Source organism: Bradyrhizobium nanningense, assembly GCF_004114535.1.
GTDB classification, from domain to species: domain Bacteria; phylum Pseudomonadota; class Alphaproteobacteria; order Rhizobiales; family Xanthobacteraceae; genus Bradyrhizobium; species Bradyrhizobium nanningense.
On sequence record NZ_LBJC01000007.1, the window covers coordinates 79919 to 102681 of the forward strand.

The 22763-nt window shown below is 65.1% G+C and carries 18 protein-coding genes; 4 read left to right on the top strand and 14 right to left on the bottom strand.

The window, feature by feature from the left end; all coding sequences use genetic code 11:
* Window positions 1-14: 14 nt before the first annotated feature.
* From hpnE to XH84_RS04340, 4 genes are all read right to left on the bottom strand, one after another.
* Entirely contained in the window at window positions 15-1271 is a 1257-nt protein-coding gene (gene hpnE / locus XH84_RS04325) for a hydroxysqualene dehydroxylase HpnE (protein WP_128917080.1), read from the bottom strand.
* Window positions 1271-2110 carry a presqualene diphosphate synthase HpnD gene (gene hpnD, locus XH84_RS04330; RefSeq protein WP_128917079.1) on the bottom strand — a complete coding sequence of 280 codons (840 nt, stop codon included), beginning with the start codon at window positions 2108-2110 and terminating at the stop codon, window positions 1271-1273. Before hpnD ends, hpnE begins: the two co-directional genes overlap by 1 nt.
* On the bottom strand, window positions 2100-2984 hold the full coding sequence (gene hpnC, locus XH84_RS04335) for a squalene synthase HpnC (RefSeq protein ID WP_128917078.1): 885 nt from the start codon (window positions 2982-2984) through the stop codon (window positions 2100-2102). The genes hpnD and hpnC overlap by 11 nt, the downstream gene beginning before the upstream one ends.
* A 191-nt stretch (window positions 2985-3175) precedes the next feature.
* Window positions 3176-3409 (bottom strand): hypothetical protein, encoded by a 234-nt coding sequence (locus XH84_RS04340; RefSeq protein ID WP_128917077.1) that lies wholly within the window; start codon window positions 3407-3409, stop codon window positions 3176-3178.
* A gap of 459 nt (window positions 3410-3868) precedes the next feature.
* Here XH84_RS04340 and XH84_RS04350 point away from each other — a divergent pair, with 459 nt between their 5' ends.
* A complete protein-coding gene (locus tag XH84_RS04350; RefSeq protein ID WP_128917076.1) occupies window positions 3869-4366 on the top strand; it encodes a hypothetical protein in 498 nt (165 codons plus the stop codon).
* A 292-nt stretch (window positions 4367-4658) separates the two neighbouring features.
* On the opposite strand, the gene XH84_RS04355 is transcribed toward XH84_RS04350, so the two are convergent.
* From XH84_RS04355 to XH84_RS04370, 4 genes are all read right to left on the bottom strand, one after another.
* Complete coding sequence (locus XH84_RS04355) at window positions 4659-7025, bottom strand: efflux RND transporter permease subunit (RefSeq protein ID WP_128917075.1); 2367 nt, start codon at window positions 7023-7025, stop codon at window positions 4659-4661.
* A gap of 205 nt (window positions 7026-7230) precedes the next feature.
* Complete coding sequence (gene eutC, locus XH84_RS04360; RefSeq protein ID WP_128917074.1) at window positions 7231-8016, bottom strand: ethanolamine ammonia-lyase subunit EutC; 786 nt, start codon at window positions 8014-8016, stop codon at window positions 7231-7233.
* On the bottom strand, window positions 8013-9599 hold the full coding sequence (locus XH84_RS04365) for a B12-binding domain-containing radical SAM protein (protein WP_128917073.1): 1587 nt from the start codon (window positions 9597-9599) through the stop codon (window positions 8013-8015). Before XH84_RS04365 ends, eutC begins: the two co-directional genes overlap by 4 nt.
* Before the next feature lie 159 nt (window positions 9600-9758).
* The gene (locus XH84_RS04370; RefSeq protein WP_128917072.1) at window positions 9759-11141 is read right to left on the bottom strand and encodes an ethanolamine ammonia-lyase subunit EutB; all 1383 of its coding nucleotides are present in this window, start codon (window positions 11139-11141) and stop codon (window positions 9759-9761) included.
* Window positions 11142-11364: 223 nt separating this feature from the next.
* Between XH84_RS04370 and XH84_RS04375 the strand changes: the two genes are divergently transcribed.
* Together XH84_RS04375 and XH84_RS04380 are read left to right on the top strand one after the other, a co-directional pair.
* Window positions 11365-13104 (top strand): methyl-accepting chemotaxis protein, encoded by a 1740-nt coding sequence (locus tag XH84_RS04375; protein WP_128917071.1) that lies wholly within the window; start codon window positions 11365-11367, stop codon window positions 13102-13104.
* Window positions 13105-13354: 250 nt separating this feature from the next.
* Window positions 13355-14872, top strand: coding sequence for a M81 family metallopeptidase (locus tag XH84_RS04380; protein WP_128917070.1), 1518 nt, complete (start codon window positions 13355-13357; stop codon window positions 14870-14872).
* Window positions 14873-15073: 201 nt separating this feature from the next.
* On the opposite strand, the gene XH84_RS04385 is transcribed toward XH84_RS04380, so the two are convergent.
* Window positions 15074-16090, bottom strand: a complete 1017-nt coding sequence (locus XH84_RS04385) for a zinc-dependent alcohol dehydrogenase family protein (RefSeq protein WP_128917069.1) — start codon at window positions 16088-16090, stop codon at window positions 15074-15076.
* Window positions 16091-16092: 2 nt separating this feature from the next.
* Window positions 16093-16506 (bottom strand): (R)-mandelonitrile lyase, encoded by a 414-nt coding sequence (locus XH84_RS04390; RefSeq protein WP_128917068.1) that lies wholly within the window; start codon window positions 16504-16506, stop codon window positions 16093-16095.
* 134 nt (window positions 16507-16640) lie between these two features.
* Here XH84_RS04390 and XH84_RS04395 point away from each other — a divergent pair, with 134 nt between their 5' ends.
* Complete coding sequence (locus tag XH84_RS04395) at window positions 16641-17555, top strand: LysR family transcriptional regulator (RefSeq protein WP_128917067.1); 915 nt, start codon at window positions 16641-16643, stop codon at window positions 17553-17555.
* A gap of 15 nt (window positions 17556-17570) precedes the next feature.
* Here XH84_RS04395 and XH84_RS04400 read toward each other — a convergent pair whose 3' ends face one another.
* From XH84_RS04400 to folE, 4 genes are all read right to left on the bottom strand, one after another.
* A complete protein-coding gene (locus tag XH84_RS04400) occupies window positions 17571-18785 on the bottom strand; it encodes an acyl-CoA dehydrogenase family protein (protein WP_128917066.1) in 1215 nt (404 codons plus the stop codon).
* A gap of 316 nt (window positions 18786-19101) precedes the next feature.
* Window positions 19102-20313: an ABC transporter substrate-binding protein gene (locus XH84_RS04405; RefSeq protein WP_128917065.1), complete on the bottom strand. Its 1212-nt coding sequence runs from the start codon at window positions 20311-20313 to the stop codon at window positions 19102-19104.
* Between the two features lie 163 nt (window positions 20314-20476).
* Complete coding sequence (locus XH84_RS04410; RefSeq protein ID WP_128917064.1) at window positions 20477-22000, bottom strand: FAD-dependent oxidoreductase; 1524 nt, start codon at window positions 21998-22000, stop codon at window positions 20477-20479.
* A 27-nt stretch (window positions 22001-22027) separates the two neighbouring features.
* Entirely contained in the window at window positions 22028-22654 is a 627-nt protein-coding gene (gene folE / locus XH84_RS04415; protein WP_128917063.1) for a GTP cyclohydrolase I FolE, read from the bottom strand.
* Window positions 22655-22763 lie beyond the last annotated feature (109 nt).

Consider the following 22763-nt stretch of genomic DNA (forward strand, 5'->3'; position numbering starts at 1 on the left):
GTCAGGGCCGCCTGTCAGGATCCTTTGGCGGCCAGAACCAGATCGGCGGCGCGATCACCTGATCGCACCGATCCCTCGATGGTTGCAGGCAATCCCGTAGCAGTCCAATCCCCCGCGAGGAACAGGTTTTTCAGCGCGGTGACCGGCCCCGGGCGCAGGGCATTCTGCGCCGGCGTCGCCGCGAATGTGGCACGGCGCTCGCGCACGATCTGCCAAGGGGGCAGCTCACCGGACACGCCGCCCGCCTCGCAGACCTCGTTCCAGATCGTCTGCGCGAGTTCCTCGCGCGGCATGTCGACCAGACGGTCGCCATTGCTGATGGTGACGGAAAGCCGGTTCGGGAACGCGAACAGCCATTCCACGACGCCGCCGATCACGCCGAGGATCGGCGCCGAACCCGGCGGCGGTGTGATGCGGAAATGCGCATTGACGATGGCGCGGAATTCCGTCGGCGTCTTCAGCCCCGGCAGCAGGCTCGCGGCCGCGCGTGGCGGCACCGCCATCACGACCACATCGCCCTCACCGATCTGGATCACGTCCTCGCCGCCGAAATGCAGCGCAATGGCCTTGCCGTCACTGGTCGCAAACGAACGCAGTTCATGGCCGAGCTGAACGGAATGGCCACGTTCCTGCAAAAACTTCACCGCGGGCTCGATCAGCACGGCACTGAGGCCGTCGCGCGCGATCAGCGGACGGCAGGCTTGCCCACCCGCAAGCAGCGTCTCGCGCACGATCGCGCCGGCAAGCCCCGCCGAGCCCTCGGGCGGATCGACGTTGAGGGCTGCGAGCAGCAGCGGCTGCACCAGTCGCTGGTAGAGCACGCCTTCACAAGGAATGGACTTGCCGACCAATGTCTCTTCCGAGGCCCAGATCAGCGGCGCCAGCTTCAGGTAATCGGTGAGACTCGTATCAGGAACGCGACGGCTCTCGTCGAGCACCCAGGTCGGCAACCGGCCCGCGCCGAGATCGATCTGCCAGCGCTGCCCGGTCTTGATGTCGACGAAGGGAAACTGCGCGCTTTCCGGCCCGACGAGTCCCGCCTCGGTGCCGATCGCGCGCGCATAGGCGCGCGCATGGCTGTTGCCCGACAGCAGCAGATGATTGCCGTTGTCGATGGTGAGATTGGTGGCGCCGTCGAAATAAGAACGGCAACGGCCGCCGGCCTGCTGCGTGGCCTCGTGCACGGCGACCTTGAAGCCGGCATTGGCGAGCCGCACGGCGGCGGAGAGGCCGGAAATTCCAGCACCGATGATGTGAGCTGTCTTTTGCATCAGATGAAAGCGTAGCGGAGCAGGATGGCGATGCGTGTGACCTTCGACACACGCACCGGCTGGCGCGGCGCGTTGAAACCGCGCGCAATCAGGAGATCCAGAATGGAATGATAGTATTTCGACATGATCCGCGGCGCGCGCACCACGCGGCGCTTGTTGCGGTTCATGATCTCGTCCGACTTCTCGAAATGCGCCTTCGCACGCTGCGTCAGCGGCAGGCAGACCTTCGGCAGCGCGCGCTCGGCAATCACGCGGTTCGGATCATCAGAGGTGATGCCGGCATGCAGCAGCGCCTCGCGCGGCAGATAGAGCCGGCCGAGACCTGCGTCCTCGTCGATGTCGCGCAGGATATTGGTGAGCTGAAGCGCGCGGCCCAAATGATAGGCGAGCTGGATGCCGTCCTCTTCGGGCAGGCCGAAGACCCGCACCGACAGCCGTCCCACGGCGCTGGCGACGCGATCGCAATACAGATCCAGCGTCGCCATGTCGGGCGCGCGGATGTCCTGCGGCACGTCCATCTCCATGCCGTCGACGATCGCCAGGAAATCCTCGCGCTTGAGGCCGAAGGTCTTCACCGAGGCGACGTAATCCTTCAGCCGCGGCGGCGGATTGCCCTGGTAGAGCGCGTCGATGTCGTTGCGCCACTCTTGAAGCGCGGCGAGCCGCTCCTCGCGCGGGCCGTCGGAATCGGCGATGTCGTCGACCTGGCGGCAGAAGCTGTAGATCTGGAACATCGCTTCGCGCTGGTCATGCGGCAGGATGCGCATCGCGGCGTAGAAGGAGCTACCGGATGCGGTCGAGCCATAATTGGCGCCGGGCGAGGTCGCCTCAAGCGTCATGTGCAGTCCCCGGTCTGGAAATGGCCTTGCGTCCAATTGCGCGGCGGCCGGCCTCACCAAGCATTCCGGCAAGGCTGAAGACGAGCAGTTCGAACTTGTTCAGATGTACCCGCTCGCGCAGGGGATCGCGCACCTTCAAGAGGCGCACGATGCGGTCGGCATAGGCCTGGATGACCGCGACGTCGATGCCCAGACGGAAATCCCGGATCTCGGCGCTCAACGACCTGCTCTCGTCGAGCAGCGCTTCGTTGCGCGCGGCGAGCTCCTGCAGACAGGCCAGCATCGCCGGCGGCGATTGCGCAAGCCCGAGTTGCTCGACCGAGGCGCCATGTGCTGCCAGCGCATCGCGCGGCAGATAGACGCGGTTGAGCTCGCGGAAATCCTTGCCGCAATCCTGCAAATGGTTGTTGATCTGCAGGCCCGCGCAGAGCGCATCCGATGCGGCCCAGGTCGAGGTGCTCTCGCCGTGGACGTCGAGCATGAAGCGGCCGACCGGCATCGCCGAATAGCGGCAATAGTGGATGACTTCGTCCCAGTTCTCGTAACGCAGCTTGGTCACGTCCATGCGGAACGCAGTGAGCACGTCGAGCGCATGGCGCGGCGCCATGCCGCGCTCGGCGAGCGCGCGCCGCAAGCTGACGGCCTCAGCCTGGGTGTCGCCCTTGCCGAGCAGCTCCGCCTCGAGCAGGTCGAGATAGCTAAGCTTCTGGTCGGACGGGAGCGTCGCGTGGTCGGCGATGTCGTCGGCGGTGCGGACAAAATTATAATACGCCAGGATCAGGGCGCGATGACGCGGATGAATGATCCAGGACGCGACGGGAAAATTCTCGTCGCGGTCACCCTTGCCGGATCGCAATTCGCTCGCAGAGGTCATCGAGGGCTGGTTTACAATCGTTTGGACAGAAAGGGCTTCTTCGCTCGCGGGCTCATGCCGGCGATCCGCCGCGGCCCCCATATAGGGGAATACGGCCGCAAAACCAATCCTGTCTGGCGATGGCTGCCCTTCCGCGAATCGGGCCCGAAAAGGCGGCCCCAGGGCCGCCTTTTGTGGGCCAGTGGCCGAGCTTACTGGTTGTGGGTCTTCAGGACCAGGTCGCAGGCCTGCGAGATCTTGGCCCGGTTCTCCTTGAGGCAGGCCAGGATGGTGAAATCGCCCTGGTCGATGACCGGACGGCAGTATTTCTGCACGTCGCGGGTGCAGGCCTTCTGCTCGGCGTCCGTGCCACGCCCCTGCTGGGCGAACGCCGCCGTCGAAACAGATGCCGACAGCAGGGTGAGAGCGACGAGAAGCTTACGCATTGTATTCCTTCATTCTGGCGACAGAATCGCACCGGAGCCGGACTGCACAGGGCGGACGACCGGAACGGATTGTTCTGATGGCAAGTCGCCGCGCGGTAGCGGCCTCAGAGAAGGCACAAGCACTGGCAAATGCGGCCAAATTGGCGCCGCCCTCACCAAATCAGGGCTTCCCTCAACCTTCATTGACAGATGTAAGAGGTTGATACTACGTCATAATTCAGGGACGCCGCGCTTTACCGCAGACCTGTTGCAGAGCTGCATCTGTCCGCCCCGCTTTTCCCACCGGAAACATCCCGAAACAGCACAAATCGGCGGCTCCAGGCCTGGCGTGAGGCTTCGTGAATGGCCATCTCTGGCGGCCTGGCTTTGAACCTGCCACGGGCTCGGAACACTAAACTTTCGATGTGGCGAGACGTTCTCAAGCGTGAGCGGGCGTCGTTCTAAAACGGGATATTTGAGATGACATTGTTTGGGCGATCTGGACTGGCAATCAAGGCGGCCGGCATCGGTGCTGCGCTGCTCTTCTCGGTTTCGGCAAGCCACGCTCAGTCGTCCGGCCCGTTTGCCGGTTTCGACGGCGCCTGGGCCGGCACCGGCACGGTGTCGCTGTCCGACGGCTCCACCGAGCGCATTCGCTGCAAGGCCGACTACAAGGTCGCCGGCAGCGGCCTCAGCCTGAAGCAGGCTCTGCACTGCGCGTCCGACAGCTACAAGTTCGACCTCACCAGCGATGTGACGAGCCAGGGCGAGCGCATCTCCGGCAATTGGAGCGAGTCCAGCCGCAACATCTTCGGCAATCTCCAGGGCACCGCCGGCGGCGGCCAGATCGACGTGTTCGTCGAGGCCAACGGCTTTGCGGCCAACCTCTCGCTGCGCACCAACGGCAGCAAGCAGACGGTGCAGATCAGCTCGAAGGGCGAGATCCGCGGCGTGAACATCACCATGACGAAGAGCTGACGCCCTTCCCACTGCGAAGGAATAGGCCCCCGGTTCTCCCGAGCCGGGGGCTTTTTGCTGACACGAGGGGCACTTACCAAGACGGACACGATCCGCGGCAACGAATGGTCCGCGGTGAAGCCGATGGAAAGATCGCCAATGCCATGGCCGAGCGCGGTATAAATGCGACGCTGCGCGACCGCAAACTCGCGCTTTAGCGCGAGCAGGATTTGGCCGAGGACATTTCAAGTTCAATCCGCACGGTGTCGTCCGGATCGACGCGTGAGCGCGGGACGGCCTTCGCTGCCCCTCTCTAAATCGCCGGCTTGTCGGTCCCCTGCAGCCTGGCGTGCAGGTTGATCAGCCACATCGCCGTCGGCCTGAGGATGAAGAGATCGGCGACGAGGGCCATGACCATCGAGAAGGCACTGAGCCAGCCGAACAGCCTGAGCGACGGCAGGTCGGAGAACACGGTGACGACGAGGCCGCAGGCCAGCACCACCGTGGTCAGGATCAGCGCGGGTCCCACCAGCACGGTCGCCCGCTCCACCGCAAGCGCCGAGCCGACGCCCGGCTTGCTCTCCAGCCTGAGGCGGTTGAGGAAGTGGATGGTGGCGCTGAGGCCCAGCCCGAACGAGACGGTGAGCGCGACGACGCTGGCGAATTGCAGGCCCTCGCCCATCGCCCACAGCACCGTTCCCGACATCACCACCGGGAAAATGCCCGGCAGGATGCAGGCGAACATCACGACCCAGGAGCGGAAGGCAAGGCCGATGAAGATCGCGACCAGCGCGAATTCGATGGTGAGGCCGCGGTTCAGCTTCTCGATCATGCTGGCCGAATTGCGCGCCGCAATCGCAGCAAGACCTGTCACCGCGACCTCATAGCCCGGATGCTTCTTTCGGACGGCGTCGAGTTCGGTGTCGAGCTTGTCGACGATCGGCAGCAGCTGGCTGGAATCCTTGTCCGGCACGCGGCCGGCGACCACGACGGCGTCCTGCTCGGCATCGATGAAGCGCCGCACCAGATGCTCGGGGATGACGCTGACATATTCCTTCAGCGTTGCGACGTCGGCGCTGCCGGCCTTCTCCGCCAGCCAGCGACGCAGCGTCTCCAGCGACCAGACGTTGCCGACGCCGGCGGCCTTCTCGACCGTCGCGTGCACCTCGGCGATGGTCTGGAGCGTTTCCGGCGAATACAGCGACTGCCCCTTCGGAAACACGACCAGCACGTTGACCGGATTGGCGCCTGTGAGCTTGGCATCCAGCCGGTCGCTGGCGGCAACGGCCTGGCGCTTGTCCGGCACCTGGTCGGCGAGCCGGTAGCGCGGCTCCAGATTGGCGTAGATGACGCCGAGGCCGCCGACGAACAGCACGGCGATCAGGCTGAACAGGCCGGGCCGGCCCACCATGCGCACCGCGATCCAGTAGCAGAAATTGCGCAGTGCCTGGACGCCGGCATCCGCGCCCTGGAACTTGACCGCGAACACCTTCTCATTGCGCACGAACAGCACGCCGAACACCGGCACCAGCGACAGCACCGCGACCAGCGCGATGACGGTGGCGGCGAGGCCCGCCTCGCCGAATTTGCGGATCAGGTCGGAGCTGGAGAACTGCAGCGCGATGAAGGAAATGCCGGCGGTGCCGTGCGTCAGCACGCAGGCCGGCCCCACCACCAGCACCGCGTTCTTGAACGCGGTGAACTTGTCCTGGCCTGCGATCAGCCGGTCACGCGCGGCAAAGGTGAGCTGCATCGAGTCCGAGAAGCTGATCACCATGATGAGCGGCGTCATCACGTTCAGGAACATGTTGAGATTGAAATTGGCCCAGCCGAGTGCGCCGAGCGCCAGCAGGATCGCGATCATCGGCGGGAACGCCGCCGCGATCATGAACGAGACCTTGCGGAAGAAGACGATGGCGATGATGCAGCCGGCAAGAATGCCGAGGATGTTGTAGGTCAGCCCGTCGCGCTCGACCGCATTGCGGATCTCGAGCTGCATCACCGGCACGCCGGAGAGCTGCACGTTGAGCCCGGTTTCGCTGAGATCCTCCTTCATCAACGCGCGGATGTCGCCGACGGTCTTGGTCAGCTTGCTGGAGGCGACGACCTCCGGATCGAGCGACAGCACGATGAGTGCCAGCGTGCCGTCTTCCGACAACAACTTGCCGCGGATGATCTCGTTGTTTTTGACCGTCTCGATGAACTTGTCGTAGTCGGCGCCTTGGGGTAGCTCGGCCGGGAATAGTGCCGCCGGCAGCTTGCCCGGCGCCGGCGCCTGGCGCGCCGAGAACAGCGAGACCAGCCCGCGCGTGCCTTCGACCAGCTGCAGGTCGGTGACGAAGTCGCGCAGCTTCTCCAAATTGTTCCGCGCCAGCAGGGTCTTGCCCTCGACCACGACGAGGACGTCGAATTCCTCGGCCGGGAACTTCTTGGTCACATCTTCGTACTGCTTGAACTCGCGGGTGTCGGAGCGGAACAGCTGCGACAGCGAATCGTCGATCTTGATTCGGTGGATGCCGAACACGGCGCCGACGATCAGTGCGAGCAGGACGATGCAGGAGAGGATCGGCGCCCGGACGGCGATCAGCCCGAGACGCTCCAGCCCGAAGGCGATCGAGGACGCAGGTCCCTGCTCGACCTTGTCGACATGAACCTCATTCTCGCGGTGCTTTTCGAGCATGCCTTATCCAGTTCCTAAATCGGCTCGGTCTTGAGAGCTTATTGCGCCCCGCGAACGGCTTGAAAACGCCATACCAATGGGAGGCTTGCCCTTTGAAAATGCGCGGAAAATCGCCGCGAGGGGTTTAGCAGGTCAATCACCCCTCTCGCAAGCAGGCGAAGTGTGGGCAAATCGATCAAGATGCGGCGATTTCGGGGCCTGCAGGTCATCCGGGCGGGAATGTGCCAATCCGACGCGGCGCGCGGTCTGCGCTCTCGTCCTTCAGCGCCACGCCGCTGACCTGCCGGGCCAGCCCCTCACGGACCAGCCAGGCGATCTTGACGGCGGCCTCGTCGTAGCTGAGCCCGGCGCGGTGGATGTTGGACACGCAATTGCGCTCGGCATCGGAACGGCCGGGCTTCGGCGCGAAAGTCAGATAGGCGCCGAGACTGTCGGGCGCCGATAGGCCCGGCCGCTCGCCAATCAGCATGACAACCATGCGCGCGCCGAGAATGGCGCCGATCTCGTCGCCGAGCGCAACGCGCGCGCCTGAGGCGACGACGATTTGGCCGATCGCGACACCATCATCGGCTGCGAGCAGCGGCAGCAGGCGCCTCACCAGCGCCACCGCATGGGCGTGAACCGCTGCCGCCGACAGGCCATCGCCGATCACGATAGCGATCTGGCACGGCGCGGAAGCCGCTCGTTCTAGAAGCTCCGCTGAGCCGGGTTCAAGCCGTCGTCCCAGATCCGGCCGCCGCAGATAGTCCCTGCGGTCGACGGCCTGGCTCCTCACCTCGGTGACGGCAAGGCCTAGCGCGCTGAGATCGGCGAGCAGACGCCGCGCATCGAAGGCGGCATGCACGGCATCGCGAGCGCGGGCATGGTCGAGCGTGAAATCGAGCAGCGCTGTGGTCGGCAGGCTTGCGCCGCTGCGCCCAAGCGCAACGCGCGCGGGCGTGAACGACCTAAGGTCGGGGGTCGGACGAGCCGGAGCGGATTTGTCGCTCATTCGGCCGGAACGGCAGCCTCGCGCAGCCGGATCGAGTAGTTCGAGGCGTTCTGCTTGCCGCTCGAGGCCGCCCGCGCGAACGTGATGAGGTGATGCGCGATCGTGGCGGAGCCGATCAGGCCTTCGAGATCGCCGCGGCGAATTCGCCCGAAGGCGAACTTCCAGAACACGCGCCTGTAGTCGCCGCGCACCCCGATCTGCCAGAAGATGTTGCGCAGCATGATCAGGCCGCGCTTGATATTGGGCCAGGTCTTCATCTCCGGAGCCACCGGGACGTTGAGGCGGTTGGCATAGGTGTAGTCGCACTGATGCTGATAGCGCGCATAGACTTTCTCGGGCGCGTAGGCGACCTCCATACAGTACTTCCAGGAGGAGACGACGTCATCATAGGGCAGCAGGAAATCGACGTTGGAATCACGGCCCTCGTCATGGACCAGGCGGCCCTCGCGCTCCAGCCGGTCCCACAGCGGCGTCTTCGGCAGCGCCTGCAGCAGGTTGATGGTGAGCAGCGGAATCTGCGATTCCTCGACGAAGGCGAGCAGCGCGTCCGTGGTGTTCGGCTTGTCGGTGTCGAGCCCCATGATGATGCCGGACACCACCTCCATGCCATAGGAGTTGATGGTGCGCACGCCCTCCAGGATCGGGACCATCATGTTGTGGTCCTTGTGCATCGCATGCAATGCACCCGGGTCCGGCGTCTCGATGCCGCAGAAGATGGTGATGAAAAAGGCCTCGCGCATCTTCTCGAGGATCTCGGGGCGCTTGGCGATGTTGAGCGTCGCCTCGCAGGCGAGCCGCATCACGTAGCCGGTCTGCTTCTGCCATTCGATCAGATGCGGCAGCAGGTCCATCGCCGCCTTGCGGTTGCCGATGAAATTGTCGTCGACGAAATAGACCGTGTCGGTCATGCCGCATTCGCGCAGGCGATCGAGCTCGGCGATGATCTGCTCCGGCGACTTGATGCGCGGGTTGCGGCCGTAGAGGCCGGGGATGTCGCAGAACTCGCACTGATAGGGACAGCCGCTGGAATACTGGATGCTGCCGAGGAAATATTTCTTCACGTCGGCAAGCTCGTAGGCCGGGATCGGAAACTCCGTCATCGGCACGCGATCCCTGGTGGTCAGCACCACTTGGCTCTCGGGGCGAGAGGTGTCGCGCGACAGGATCTCGATCAGCTGGTTGGTGGCATCGCCGAGCTCGCCGACATGGAGATAGTCGAACGACGGATAATAGTCGGGACAGGCGCTGACGGAGGGACCGCCAAGCGCGACGGCCAAGTCGAATTCATGCGCGCGGCGGCAGATGTCGTTCATCTGCTGGCGCTGGATGTGCATGCCGCTGACGAAGACCGCTTCGGCCCATTCGAACTCTTCCCGGGTCGTGCGGCGGAGGTTCTCGTCGACGAATTTGACCTGCCAATCCTGCGGCAGATAGGCGGAGATCAGCAGCAGCCCCTGCGGCGGCATGAAGGCGCGCACACCGTCGGTCAGGGGATAGGAATACTCGAACGTACCGAACGAGGAGGTGTAGCGCGGAAACACACAGAGGATCCGCCGGGACGTTCCGTTACTTTCAGCTCGCATCTAAGCTCCCCCGCCACGCTCGATCGATGGTGCGGAAATTGCCAGCCAGACACATAGCGTAATGCTGCCGCCGGAATTTCTCAATATTGTGGCACAAGCATAATTCCGGGAGGCGCCGATAGTTTCCTGACGGGGCGAGTTTGACGCTTTGCGCCGCCCTCAGGCGATGAGCCGCGAGGCAAAATCAGGCAGCAGGCCCGCATCGCCGGCAATGCGGAAATCGGCGCCCGCAATCCCGGCCTGCACCAGCCAGTCATCGAATTCCGGCGCCCGGCGCAGGGAGAAGACGTCACGGACATAGAGCGCATCGTGAAAGGACGTCGACTGGTAGTTCAGCATCACGTCGTCGGCGCCGGGGACGCCCATGATGAAGGTGACGCCGGCGGCGGCGAGCAGCGTCAGCAGATTGTCCATGTCGTCCTGGTCCGCCTCGGCATGGTTGGTATAGCAGATGTCGATCCCGAGCGGCAGGCCGAGCAGCTTGCCGCAGAAATGATCCTCCAGCCCGGCGCGGATGATTTCCTTGCCGTCATAGAGATATTCCGGGCCGATGAAGCCGACCACGCTGTTGACCAAGAGCGGGGCAAAGGCGCGGGCGACCGCATAGGCGCGCGCCTCGCAGGTCTGCTGGTCGACGCCGTGATGGGCACCCGCCGACAGGGCCGAGCCCTGGCCGGTCTCGAAATACATCACGTTCTGCCCGACGGTGCCGCGCCGCAGCGACAGCCCGGCCTCCTGCGCCTCCTTCAGAAGCGCAAGGTCGATGCCGAAACTGCGGTTGGCGGCCTCGGTGCCGGCGACCGACTGGAAGACGAGATCGACCGGCACGCCCTGCCCGATCAGCGACAGCGTCGTCGTGACATGGGTCAGCACGCAGCCCTGCGTCGGGATCTTCAGCCGCGCGATGATCTCGTCGAGCAGCCGCAGCAATTGCGCGATGACGGCCGGATCGTCGCTCGCGGGATTGATGCCGATGCAGGCATCGCCGGCCCCGAGCAGGATGCCGTCGAGGATCGAGGCGGTGATGCCCTTGGCATCGTCGAACGGATGGTTGGGCTGCAGCCGGGTGCTCATTCGGCCCTTCAGGCCGATGGTGTTGCGGAAGGCGGTGGTGACCTCGCATTTCCGCGCCGCCAGGATCAGATCCTGGTTGCGCATCAGCTTCGAGACCGCGGCCGCCATCTCAGGCGTGATGCCGGGCGCGAGCGTCTTCAGGACCGCCGGCGTTGCGGCATCCGACAGCAGCCAGTCGCGGAAGGCCCCGACCGTCAGGGATGCCACCGGCGCGAAGGCCGTCGCGTCGTGGCCCTCCATGACGAGGCGGGTGACCTCGTCGGCCTCATAGGGGATGACGGCCTCCTGCAGGAATTGGGCGAGCGGCACGTCGGCGAGCGCCATCCGCGCCGCGATCATCTGCTCGGCCGTGTCGGCGGCGATCCCGGCCAGCCGGTCGCCGGAGCGCGGCGGGGTCGCCTTGGCCAGGAGATCGCGCAGGTCCGGGAACGTGTGGGTCGTGGCGTCGATGGTGTGGCGGTAGACCAAGGGTCTCTCCAGGGGGTCGTCGGCCGGTGGCCGAGTCCAGGACTATCCTGAAACTCTACCTTCTGATCAAGACGCTGAAATAACTTGCGTTTCCTTCGCCCAAGGACCGAGGCAGCTAACGGGCGCGTTAACGCCGCATCCATCTTCGTTCTGCATAGTTTTGCATCAATTTTACACGATCCCGTTCACCGGCCGCTTCAGGCCATTCCGGGCCCTGAGTACCATGACAGCAGACCGATCTGGGAATGCCGCCAAGCTGGCCGGCCGCTTCACGCTTGCCACCAAGCTCTATGCGATCTTCGCACTGTTCGCGCTGCTCACGGCGGCGATCGCCATGCTGTCCGACTACAACAGCCGCCGCAGCGCCGACCTGACCAGCGCGATCGAGACGGCGAACGCCGCCGCGCTGAACGTCGAGCGCGTCAACTCGCTGGTCTATGCGGTCGTGATGGAATCGCGCGGCGTCTACATGTCGACCGAGCCGAAGGTCGTGAAGAAATTCGGCGACGGCCTGCTCAAATTCAACGAGCAGATCCTGGGCGTCGTGAAGCGCTGGGAGACCATCGTCAAAGCCGACGATGCCGAGCAGTTCGCGACCTTCAAGAAGCGCATCGAGCAGTTCGTCGAGTTCCGCAAGGAGCTGGTGCGCCGCGGCGTCGAGATCAATGCGGCCGCAGGGCGGGAATGGGGCGACAACGACGCCAACCGCGCCGTGCGCTCGGCGCTGAACAAGGATCTCGAGGCGCTATCCAAGGTCTATGCCGAGCGCGCCAAGCAGATCGCGCGCGAGACCGAGACCAACCGCACCCTCTCCTTCGTACTGACCTGCCTCGGCGGCGTGGCGCTGGCCCTGGTCGTGATCGGCATCGTCATCATCGCCCGCTCGATCGCCCGGCCGCTCGCCGCGATCACCGCTACCATCAAGCAGGTCGCTGATGGCGCCGAGGACATCGTGGTGCCGCACTCTGACCGCGCCGACGAGATCGGCGCGCTCGCCCGCGCGATCCAGGTCTTCCGGGAGGCCATGAGCCGCAACCGCAATCTCGCCTCGCAGGTCTCGCAGGATTCCGCCGCGCGCGAGGAGCGCGCCCGCCACATCGAGCAATCCGTCGAGCAATTTCGCGAGGCGATCGGCGCGATCATGCGCGGCCTCAGCGACAACGCCTCCGTCATGCGCGAGACCGCGCAGACCATCACCCGCGTCACCGCGGACGCGAACAGCCGCGCCGGCACGGCGGCGAGCGCCACCGAGCAGGCCTCGCACAACGTCACGGCGGTGGCGGGCGCGGCCGAAGAGCTGTCGGCCTCGGTGGTGGAGATCGGCCGCCAGGTGCGGCAGAGCGCCGGCGCGGTCGAGCAGACCGGCCAGCGCACCGAGAAGTCGATCTCGGAGATCGAGAGCCTTGCCGCGGCCACGCAGCGCATCGACGGCGTGCTCAATCTGATCCAGGCCATCGCCGAGCAGACCAACCTGCTGGCACTGAACGCCACCATCGAGGCCGCACGCGCCGGCGATGCCGGCCGCGGCTTTGCCGTGGTCGCTCATGAAGTGAAGGCTCTCGCGGGCCAGACCGCCAAGGCCACCGCCGAGATCGGCGAGAACGTCGCGATGATCCAGGCCTCGACCCGCAACGCGGTCGACGCCGTGCGCGAGATCGGCGGCGCGGTGCGCGAGATCAACGAGGTCACCTCGGCGATCGCCGGCGCCGTCAGTCAGCAGGACGCCGCCACGCGCGAGATCTCGTCCAACGCGCAAAGCGCCGCGCAAGGCAACGAGACGCTCGTGGCGAACATCACCTCGCTCCGCGACGCCATCGGCGAGACCGACACCGCGGCCGCCTCGGTGCTGACGGCCGCAAGCAGTGTGACCGAGACGGCGAATACGCTGTCGCGGGAGGTTGAGAAGTTCTTCCAGAACCTGCGGTCGGGGTCGGCAGACGGCCGCATCGCCAAGGCGGGATGACGGCGCGAATTCCGCCGCCAGGCGGCGGTGGCTTCCAGACAAAAACTGGAAAACAACCCCATGCACAGTAGAAGGGGTCAGATTTTTCAGTGACTTGGGTGGCCAGCGCAAACTGCTGGCCTTACGGTATTGATTTTGACTCGTCGGGCAAAACAGGGGCACGATGCGGTCATGCAGTGCTGAGCAGGAGACGGCGCGTGTCGGCGCGGCTGACTTGTGAGATTGCATAAGAAAAAAACCAAGGAATCCCATGAGCCAGACGCGGCGTGTTCTCTCGGCGCAAGTCGCCCACGAGACCAACACTTTCTCGATCGTCCCGACGACACTCGAGGACTATCGCAAGCGGCTATTTCTGCGCGATGGCGAAATCGCCGTGGCCCTGGCCGACACCAGAATGGAGATCGCCGCGCATTTGGCCGCAGCCAAATGTTACGGCTGGACACTGGTACAGCCGGTCGCCGCCGCGGCCACCCCATCCGGCAAGGTGACGGCCGCGTGCTGGGCCGAATTGCAGCGCCTGGTCTTTGAAGCCTGCGAAGCCGGACCGTTCGATGGCGTCATCCTGGCATTGCACGGCGCGATGGTGACCGAGACCGACGACGACGCCGAAGGTGCCCTGCTCGAAGGACTGCGCCAGCGTCTCGGCGAAACGATTCCAATTGCGGTGACGCTCGATCTGCATGCCAACGTCACCGAACGCATGGGCCGGCTGGCCAACATCATGCTTCCCTACCGCACCTATCCGCACATCGACCAATACGAGACGGCGTACCGCGCCGCCGAACTGCTGCAATCGGCGATGGATGGCACGATCCGGCCGAAGGTCTTCCGCTCGCAGGCAGCTCTGCTCGACGGATGCAACCACGGACGCACCCAGGGCGGCGTGATGAGCGACCTGCTGGCGCGCGCCGCGGACATGCAGGCGCAAACGCCCGGCCTGTTGTCCGTCGATGTCTGCGCGGGCTTCAGCCGCTCGGACATTGCCGAGGTCGGCCCCAGCGTTCAGGTCACCTACGATGCCTCTCACAACGCCGCCGAAGCGGCCGCGCGGCAGGCCGCGGCCGCGCTCCAGGAGGAGATGATCCGCCGGCGCGCCGAAGTCACCGTCACGGCGCTGGACCTGCCGACCGCAACGAGGCTTGCCGCCGCGGCCGCAGCGGATGTCGCCGACACCCGTCCCCTCGTGATCGCCGACTTCAGTGACAACCCCGGATCGGGCGCCTACGGCGATGGCATCCGCCTGCTGGAGGCGCTGCTGCAGGCCGAAATCCGCAGCGTGCTCTTCGGCGTCCTCGGCGACCCCGAAGCCGCGGCCCGCTGCCATGCCGCGGGCCTTGGGGCCAGCCTGGATGTCGTTCTGGGGGCGAAACGCCATCCCGAAAGCTACGGACCTCCGCTCACGCTGACCGGGCGGGTGACCGGCCTGTCGGACGGCGCCTTCGTATGCGAAGGGCCGATGAATGCCGGTCAGCCCATGACGCTCGGGCCCAGCGCCTTGCTCGAGGTCGACGGCATCTCGATCGCGATTTCGACCAACACGCTGCAAACCTACGATCAGGAAATGTTCCGAATTCTCGGAGCAGAACCGGCTCAATTCCGCATCGTCGCGGTCAAGTCAGCGCACCACTTCCGGGCTGCCTTCGGGCCCATGGCCAAGGAGGTGATCCTGGCCGACAGCGGCGGCCTTGCCACCAACGATCACACCAAGCTGTCGTATCGGAACGTCCGCCGTCCCATCTGGCCGCTCGACGACGTGCCGCCGGGTTGAACCTCCCCGCTCGGCTCCGCCAGCTTCCGCACGATGCCACGCAAAAAACCTCGGCACGAAGGCCGAGGCTTGCGATACGGCCCGCGTACATCCGGCAAGCCAATCGTCGAGTGGCACCTTAGCAGCGGATTTTGAACGGATGATGACTGGGTAGAATCGACAAGGTGTCGCTTCAAACGAGATCGACGCCCTCCTCTGTCATCACACCGTCAGCAGCGTCTTGATCGCGCGGCGCTGGTCCATCGCCTTGTAGCCTTCGGCGACCTGGTCGATCGGCAGCGTGAGATCGAACACCTTGCCCGGTTGGATCCGGCCCTGAAGCACCCGATCCATCAAGTCGGGCAGGAAGCGGCGCACTGGGGCGGGACCGCCCAGCATGCGCCGCTGGCCGAAGAACAAGGCCTGGCCGTCGAAGGTCACGCCATGGGGAACGCCGACATAGCCGATGGTGCCGCCCGGGCGCGCGCATTCCAGAGCCTGCGACATCGCTTCCTGCGTGCCGACGCATTCGAGCACCGAGTCCGCGCCGACGCCGCGAGTCAGCTCCTTGACGCGCGCGATGCCCTCCGCGCCGCGCTCGACCACGATATCGGTCGCACCAAACTGCTTGGCGAGCGCCTGCCGCGTCGCGTGGCGGCTCATGGCAATGATGCGCTCCGCGCCCATCTCTCTCGCCGCGAGCACGCCCATCAGGCCGACCGCACCGTCACCGACCACCGCGACCGTCGCGCCTTGCTTCACGTTGGCAGCGTCGGCCGCGTACCACCCGGTGCCGAGCACGTCGGAGGTTGCGAGCAGATGCGGGATCAGATCGCTTCCCGGCATTTCGCGGGTCGCGACCAGCGTGCCGTCGGCAAGGGGGACACGCGCGTAGGGCGCCTGCGCGCCCGACATGAACTCGCGCTGCTCACACGAGGACTGGAAACCGAACTTGCAATGCGGACAGGTGTTGTCCGACAGGCAGAACGAGCCGACCACGAACTGGCCGGGCTTGATGCTCCGCACCGCGCTGCCAACCTCGACGACGACGCCGCAATATTCGTGGCCCATGTGCGCGGGGCCTTCGTTCGGCTGGAGGCCGCGATAGGGCCAGAGGTCGGAGCCGCAGATGCAGGTCGCCGACAGCTTGATGATGGCGTCGGTCGGCTTGATCAGCTTGGGATCGTCGACCGATTCATAGCGGACATCTCCGGGTCCATGGAGCACGGTTGCCTTCATCGTCATTCTCCTTTGCCGGCGTGATCGCCGTACTGCTCGTCCGTCACCCTTTCCAGCCATTCGACCGGATTGCCGTTGAGCGCCTCCTGGATCGCGATATGGCTCATGGCCGCCTTTGGGGACGCACCGTGCCAGTGCTTCTCACCGGGTTCGAACGACACCACATCGCCCGGACGGATCTCCTCGATCGGACCGCCCCAACGTTGCACACGGCCGAAGCCGGAGGTGACGATGAGCGTCTGGCCGAACGGATGCGTGTGCCAGGCCGTGCGCGCGCCAGGCTCGAAAGTGACGTGATTGCCGGCGACGCGTGACGGCTCGACGGCCGGAAACAGGGGATCGATCCGCACAGTCCCAGTGAAATACTCGCCTGGGGCTCTCGCGGAGGGTTGGGAGCCCGCTTGCCGAATTTGCATCTGTGCCTCCTTGATGTTGTCTGTCCAACGCGTGCCGGCGGCATCCGCGACCTCACATAGGCCCGCGGGCGGAATTCGATTAGCCACTACAATTCGCTTGCATTAATCGATAACGGCCATGAATAATCGAAGCCGTGGCAAACCAGGATTTCAACGATCTGCTGGCGTTCGCGGCCGTCGCCCGCGAGCGCAGCTTCACGAGGGCCGCCGCGAAACTCGGCATCGTGCAGTCGACGCTCAGCCATACGATCAAGCGCCTCGAATCGCATATGGGCCTGCGGCTCTTGACCCGCACCACGCGAAGCGTCGGGCTGACCGAGGCTGGCGAGCGGCTGCTACAATCGGTTGCCCCCCGTATCGAGGAGATCGAGCGCGACATCGCCGCATTGATGTCCCTGCGCGACAAGCCGTCCGGCACCATCCGGATCACACTCTCGGACCATGCCCTGGAAAAAGCCGTCTGGCCGAAGCTCGCGCCGGTCCTGAAGGCCTATCCCGACATCAAGGTCGAATTCAGCCTCGACACGGCCTTCCGCAACATCGTCGAGGACGGCTTCGATGCAGGCGTCCGCCTCGGCGAGAGCGTCGAGAAGGACATGATCGCAGTGCGCATCGGCCCGGACTGGCGGCTCGTGGCGGTCGCCTCGCCCACCTATCTCAAAGAGCATCCGAAACCGAAGCACCCGCAAGACCTGCTGAAGCACGTCTGCATCAAGCGCCGCGCGGCGGCTGGAGGCCATTACGTCTGGGAATTCGCCAAGGGCGGTCCTGACCTCAGGGTGCGCGTCGAGGGGCAGCTGACCTTCAACGACTCGCGCGCGATGATCGACGCTGCCGTGAAAGGCTTCGGCATCGCCTATCTCCCTGAAGACATCGTGACGCGCCAGGTCCGGTCCGGCGAGCTCGTCATCGTGCTCGACGAATGGTCGCCGAAGTTCGACGGCTACTACCTCTATTACCCGACGTCCCGGCAGAACTCGGCGGCGTTCAAGGTGATCGTCGAGGCCCTACGTCATCACGAGGCGCAAAGAAGACACGGCCAGGCGTGAGGCGTCGGCAGTGCCTTACCCCAGCACCCCGCCGCGCCTGATCAGCTCCTTGCCCAGAGCGGCCAGATGCACCTGGTCCGGGCCGTCGCCGATGCGGATGAAGCGGGCGTAGACGTAGGCGCGGGCAAGGAAGGTATCCTGCGAGACGCCGGCGGCGCCGTGGATCTGGATGGCGCGGTCGATGACGCGGGCGGCCATGCTGGGTACCACGATCTTGGCGGCGGCGATCAGGTCGCGCGCGGCCTTGTTGCCCTCGCGGTCCATCTTGTCGGCGGCCTGCAGCGTCAACAGGCGCGCCTGCGCGACCTCGCAGAACGAGTGTGCGATGTCCTCGCGCACCGAGCCTTGCCCAGCGAGCGGCTTGCCGAAGGCGACACGCGACACCGCGCGCTGGCACATCAACTCGAGCGCGCGCTGGGCGCAGCCGATCAGCCGCATGCAATGGTGGATGCGGCCGGGACCGAGCCGGCCTTGCGCGATCTCGAAGCCGCGGCCCTCGCCGAGCAGGATGTTTTCGGCGGGCACGCGGACGTTGTCGTAGACGATTTCAGGGTGGCCGACCGGGGCATCATCGTAGCCGTAGGTCAGCATGTCGCGGACGATGCGGACGCCGGGCGTATTTTTCGGCACCAGGATCATGGATTGCTGGCGATGACGGTCGGGATCGTCGGGCGCGGTCTTGCCCATCACGATCAGGATCTCGCAATCCTCGTTCATCGCGCCTGACGTGAACCATTTGCGGCCGTTGATGACGTAATCGTTGCCATCGCGCTTGATGGCGCACTGAATGTTGGTGGCGTCGCTGGAGGCGACCTGCGGCTCGGTCATCGAGAAGCCGGAGCGGATACGCCCCTCCAGCAGCGGCTTCAGCCAGCGCTCCTGCTGCGCCTTGGTGCCGTAATTCGCCAGCACCTCCATGTTGCCGACATCGGGCGCCGAGCAGTTGAAGACTTCGGGCGCCCAGAGGATGCGGCCCATGATCTCCTTCACGGGCGCGTATTCGAGATTGGTCAGACCCGGTCCGTGCTCGCCGGAGAGAAACAGATTCCAGAGCCCCTGCTCGCGCGCCATCTTTTTCAGGTCCTGCAGCACGGGCGGCGTCTTGTAGCGCGAAGCTTCCGGCTTCACCTGCTCGTAATAGAGCTCCTCGACCGGCTCGACATGCGTCCGCATGAACTGGCGGACGCGCTCCTGCAATTCCAGCGAACGGGCGGAGTGTTGAAAGTCCATGGTGATCTCCTGTTCGCTTCATCGTGCGCCGCTGTCGTAGGGTGGGCAACGCGAAGCGTGCCCACCCATTTTTCCGACCGAGAGAGGTGGTGGGCACGGCGCGAGGACGCTTTTGCCCACCCTACGATTACTAGCGTGGAGCGCACGCCTCGCCCTTCGAGACGACCGCTTCGCGGTCTCCTCAGGTGAGGCTAAGCGACATCGGCGCATGTTGAAATTGCCGCCGCGCACTCCGCCCTCATCCTGAGGAGCCCGCGAAGCGGGCGCCTCGAAGAATGCGCCGCAAATGGCGCCTCTCGACCGCGATTACAGCCCCTCACGTCCCCTTCAAAAGCTCGCTCGCAACCACCCAATCGTTGCCGTCGAACTGCAGCATGTAGCCGTCCTTGATCGGGCGGAAATCCTGCGGCGTGGTGTTGAGGGTGATGCCGGGCATCAAGAGCGACAGCGGCACGTTCTTCAGGTTCGCCGCCTGCGCCATGATGTTCTCGCGCGTCAGATTGTCCTTACATTGCTTCAGCAGCACCACCAGCGCCTCGGCGACGGTGTAGCCGTAGAGGCCGGCGACGTTGTTGACGTCGGCATTGGGGAGGCGCTTCTTCATGAAGTCGATATAGGCCGTCATCGCCGGATCGTCCTTTGGCGTCTCGACGAACGGCTTCAGCGCGCCGAGCGACAGCACGCCCTTGCCGGCCTCGAGGCCCGCCGGCACCATCACGGTGGCCTTGTTGGCGCAGCCGGAGGCGAGGAAGCGCGTCGGCTGCCAGCCGACCTCATGCGCTTTCCGGATCGCCTGCGCGCAGGCGCGCGGCGTCACCGAATAGATCATGAAGACGTCGGCCTTGGTGTTCGCCAGCGTCAGCACCTGGGAATCGACGGTGGGATCGGCGACCTCGAAGCTCGAGGCCATCGCGATCGCCTTGTCGGCATCGGCCCCGAGCGCCTCCTTCACACCGCGAAGATATTCCTTGCCGGCATCGTCGTTCTGATAGAGTACCGCAAAGCGCGCATTCGGGTTCTTGGCGCGGGCATAGGCGACGTCGATCGCGGCCTCACTGGTGTAGTTCGGCGCCCAGGGCAGCGCCATCGACCAGGGCATGTTGGCGGGATCGTTCCACTTCGAGGCCGAGCTGATCAAGAAGAGCTGCGGCACCTTGTTGCTGTTGAGATATTTCGCGATTGCCGAGCTCGGCGCCGTGCCCATGGTGGCGAAGATGAAGGCGACGCCATCGCCTTCGACGAGGCGCCGGGCGGCTTCCATGGTCTTGGGCGGCGAGAACGCGTCGTCCAGCGAGATCAGATTGAGCTTGCGGCCATTGACGCCGCCCTTCTCGTTGATCTCGTCGAAATAGGCCGAGATCACCCGCCCGGTGATGCTGAGCGGCGAAGCCGGCCCGCTATAGGGCATGGTGTTGCCGATCTTGATCTCGGTGTCGCTGACACCCGGACCATAGGATTTTTGCGCGGAGACAGGCGTCGACAAGCAGGCGGCAGCCAAAGCTGCGGCCAGGACCAGAGCGGCTTTCATGGTTTCTCCCCGATGATTGTCGCCGCGCGACGTCGTGGAGTGAACGCGCGGCGCGCTGCTTCTTGTCAGCGCGCCAGATCAGCGGAGTTCCGATAGCTGGTCTTGCGTCGAGTTGCTGATAGCCCGGCGTGCCTCACACCGCTGCTCCGACCGGCTCGCAGCGTCAGGCATGCGACCGCTCCATCTCCAATTCGGCCTTGAGATTGTCGAGATCGCGATAAATTGAAGCCACCGCCAGCACGCGGCCGCCCTTGCGGTACTTCAGCAGACAGTCTCTTCCGGAGATACTGCCGTCGATCGTGATGTCGTCGAAGTGCTCGGCGTGGCCGACATAGTTGATGGGCACGTCGTAGTGCTGGCTCCAGAAGAACGGCACCGCGTCGAAGCGCTCGCGCCTGCCGAGCATGTTGCGCGCCGCCGTCTGCCCCTGCCGCTCCGCCACCACCCAGTGCTCGACGCGGATGGTCTGCCGGGAGTGCGGATCCGGCCAGCGCGCGATGTCGCCGGCCGCGAAGATGCCTGCGACGCTGGTCTCCAGATATTCGCTCACGCTGACGCCACGATCGGCCGCCAGTCCCGCATGCTCGGCGAGCGCGAGGCGCGGCTTGACGCCGATGCCGACGACGACGAGGTCCGCCTCGATGACGGCGCCGCTCTTCAACGTGGCGCGCATGCCATCGAGATTGTCCACCGTATCCTTCAAGTGGAAGACGACGCCGTTCTCCTCATGCAGTGACCGGACGAAGTCGCCCATCTCGGCGCCGAGCACCTTCTGCATCGGCCGCTCTTCCGGCGCGACCACGTGCACCTCGATCTTGCGCGCCCGCAAGGAAGCCGCGACCTCGAGGCCGATGAAGCTGGCGCCGATCACCAGCGCGCGCCTCGCACTCCCCGCCGCCTTGATAATGGCGCGGGCGTCGGCGACGGAGCGCAAGGTGTGAACATGCGGCTGGTCCGCGCCCGGAATCTGCAACTTGACCGGCTCGGCGCCGGTCGCGAGCAGCAGCCGGTCGAACGGGAGCCTGTCGCCATTGCCGAGCGTGACGCTGCGCGTCTTCGCATCGATGGCGGCGACGTCGGTGTTGAGCCTGAGATCGATGCCTGCGTTCTGATAATAGTCCTCACCGCGCAGCGGCAACCAGTCCTCCGGGGCGTTGCCCGCGAGGTAATCCTTGGAGAGGTTCGGCCGGTCGACCGGCATCGCGCCGTCGTTGCTGAGCATGGTGATGGCGCCGGCAAAGCCCTCGCGCCGGAGCGTCTCGGCGGCGGAGAAGCCGGCGGCGCCGCCGCCGACGATGACGAATTTTTCCGGCGTCGGCGCGCCGCGATGGGCAGCCGGCGGCGTCAGTGCCTCACGCTTGCGCCGAACGATGATGTTGTCCCGATCGCGCGCAACCTCCCAGACCGCCAGCGCGTTCAACGCCGGCGGGCGGGTGGCTTCGCCCGTGCGCAAGGAGAAACAGGCATGATGCCAGGGACAGCGGATGGTATCGCCCACCACCAGGCCCTCGGCGAGCGGACCGTGATAATGGCTGCAGGCCGGTTCGATTGCAAAGATCTCGCTGCCGGCTTGCACCAGCAGGACGTCCTCCTCTCCGACGTGACCGAGCAATTTGCCGTCCTTGAACGCGGTCAGCGAAACGCCTTTGGTCAGGTCAGGTCCGCTCGGCTTGTTGTTCTCGGTCATGGCGCCGTCTCCTCGAGCTAGCGCGAGTCAATCGTCCGAATTGGCGAGCCCCAACAGTTCCTGGCGCGTCAGCGCATTGTCGCGAAACACGCCCAGCATGCGGCTGGTGACGAGATCGGTCCCGGGCTTGTGCGCGCCGCGCGTGGTCATGCAATGATGCGTCGCCTTGATGATGACGCCGACGCCTTCGGGCTTGAGCACGTCGTTGATGGTATTGGCGATCTGGGCGGTCATCTTCTCCTGGATCTGGAGCCGTTTCGCGTAAATGTCCACCACGCGCGCAAGCTTGCTGATGCCGACGACGCGCCCCTGCGGAATATAGGCGACCCAGGCGCGGCCGACGATCGGCGCCATGTGGTGCTCGCAATGGCTCTCGAAGCGAACGCCACGCAGCACGATCATCTCGTCATAGCCTTCGATCTCCTCGAAGGTCTTTTGCAGGATTTCGGTCGGATCCTGCGCGTATCCGGAAAAATACTCCTCGAAGGCCCGCGCAATGCGATCAGGTGTCTCGCGCAGACCGTCGCGCGCGGGATCATCGCCGGCCCACCGGATCATGGTCCGGATCGCCTGCTCGACCTCCGCCCTGTCAGGTCGTTCGACCGGCGCCTGCGCCACCGCGACACGTTCCAGCTTACGCACTTGTGACTTCATCGAGATTCTCCCCTGCAACGAGCCCGCACACGGAAGCGGCCCCACAGCTTGGACGGCTGCAATCGGAAAAGGTTCCTGCAGATCAGGGAAATTTGGAAGGGCGGAGGTC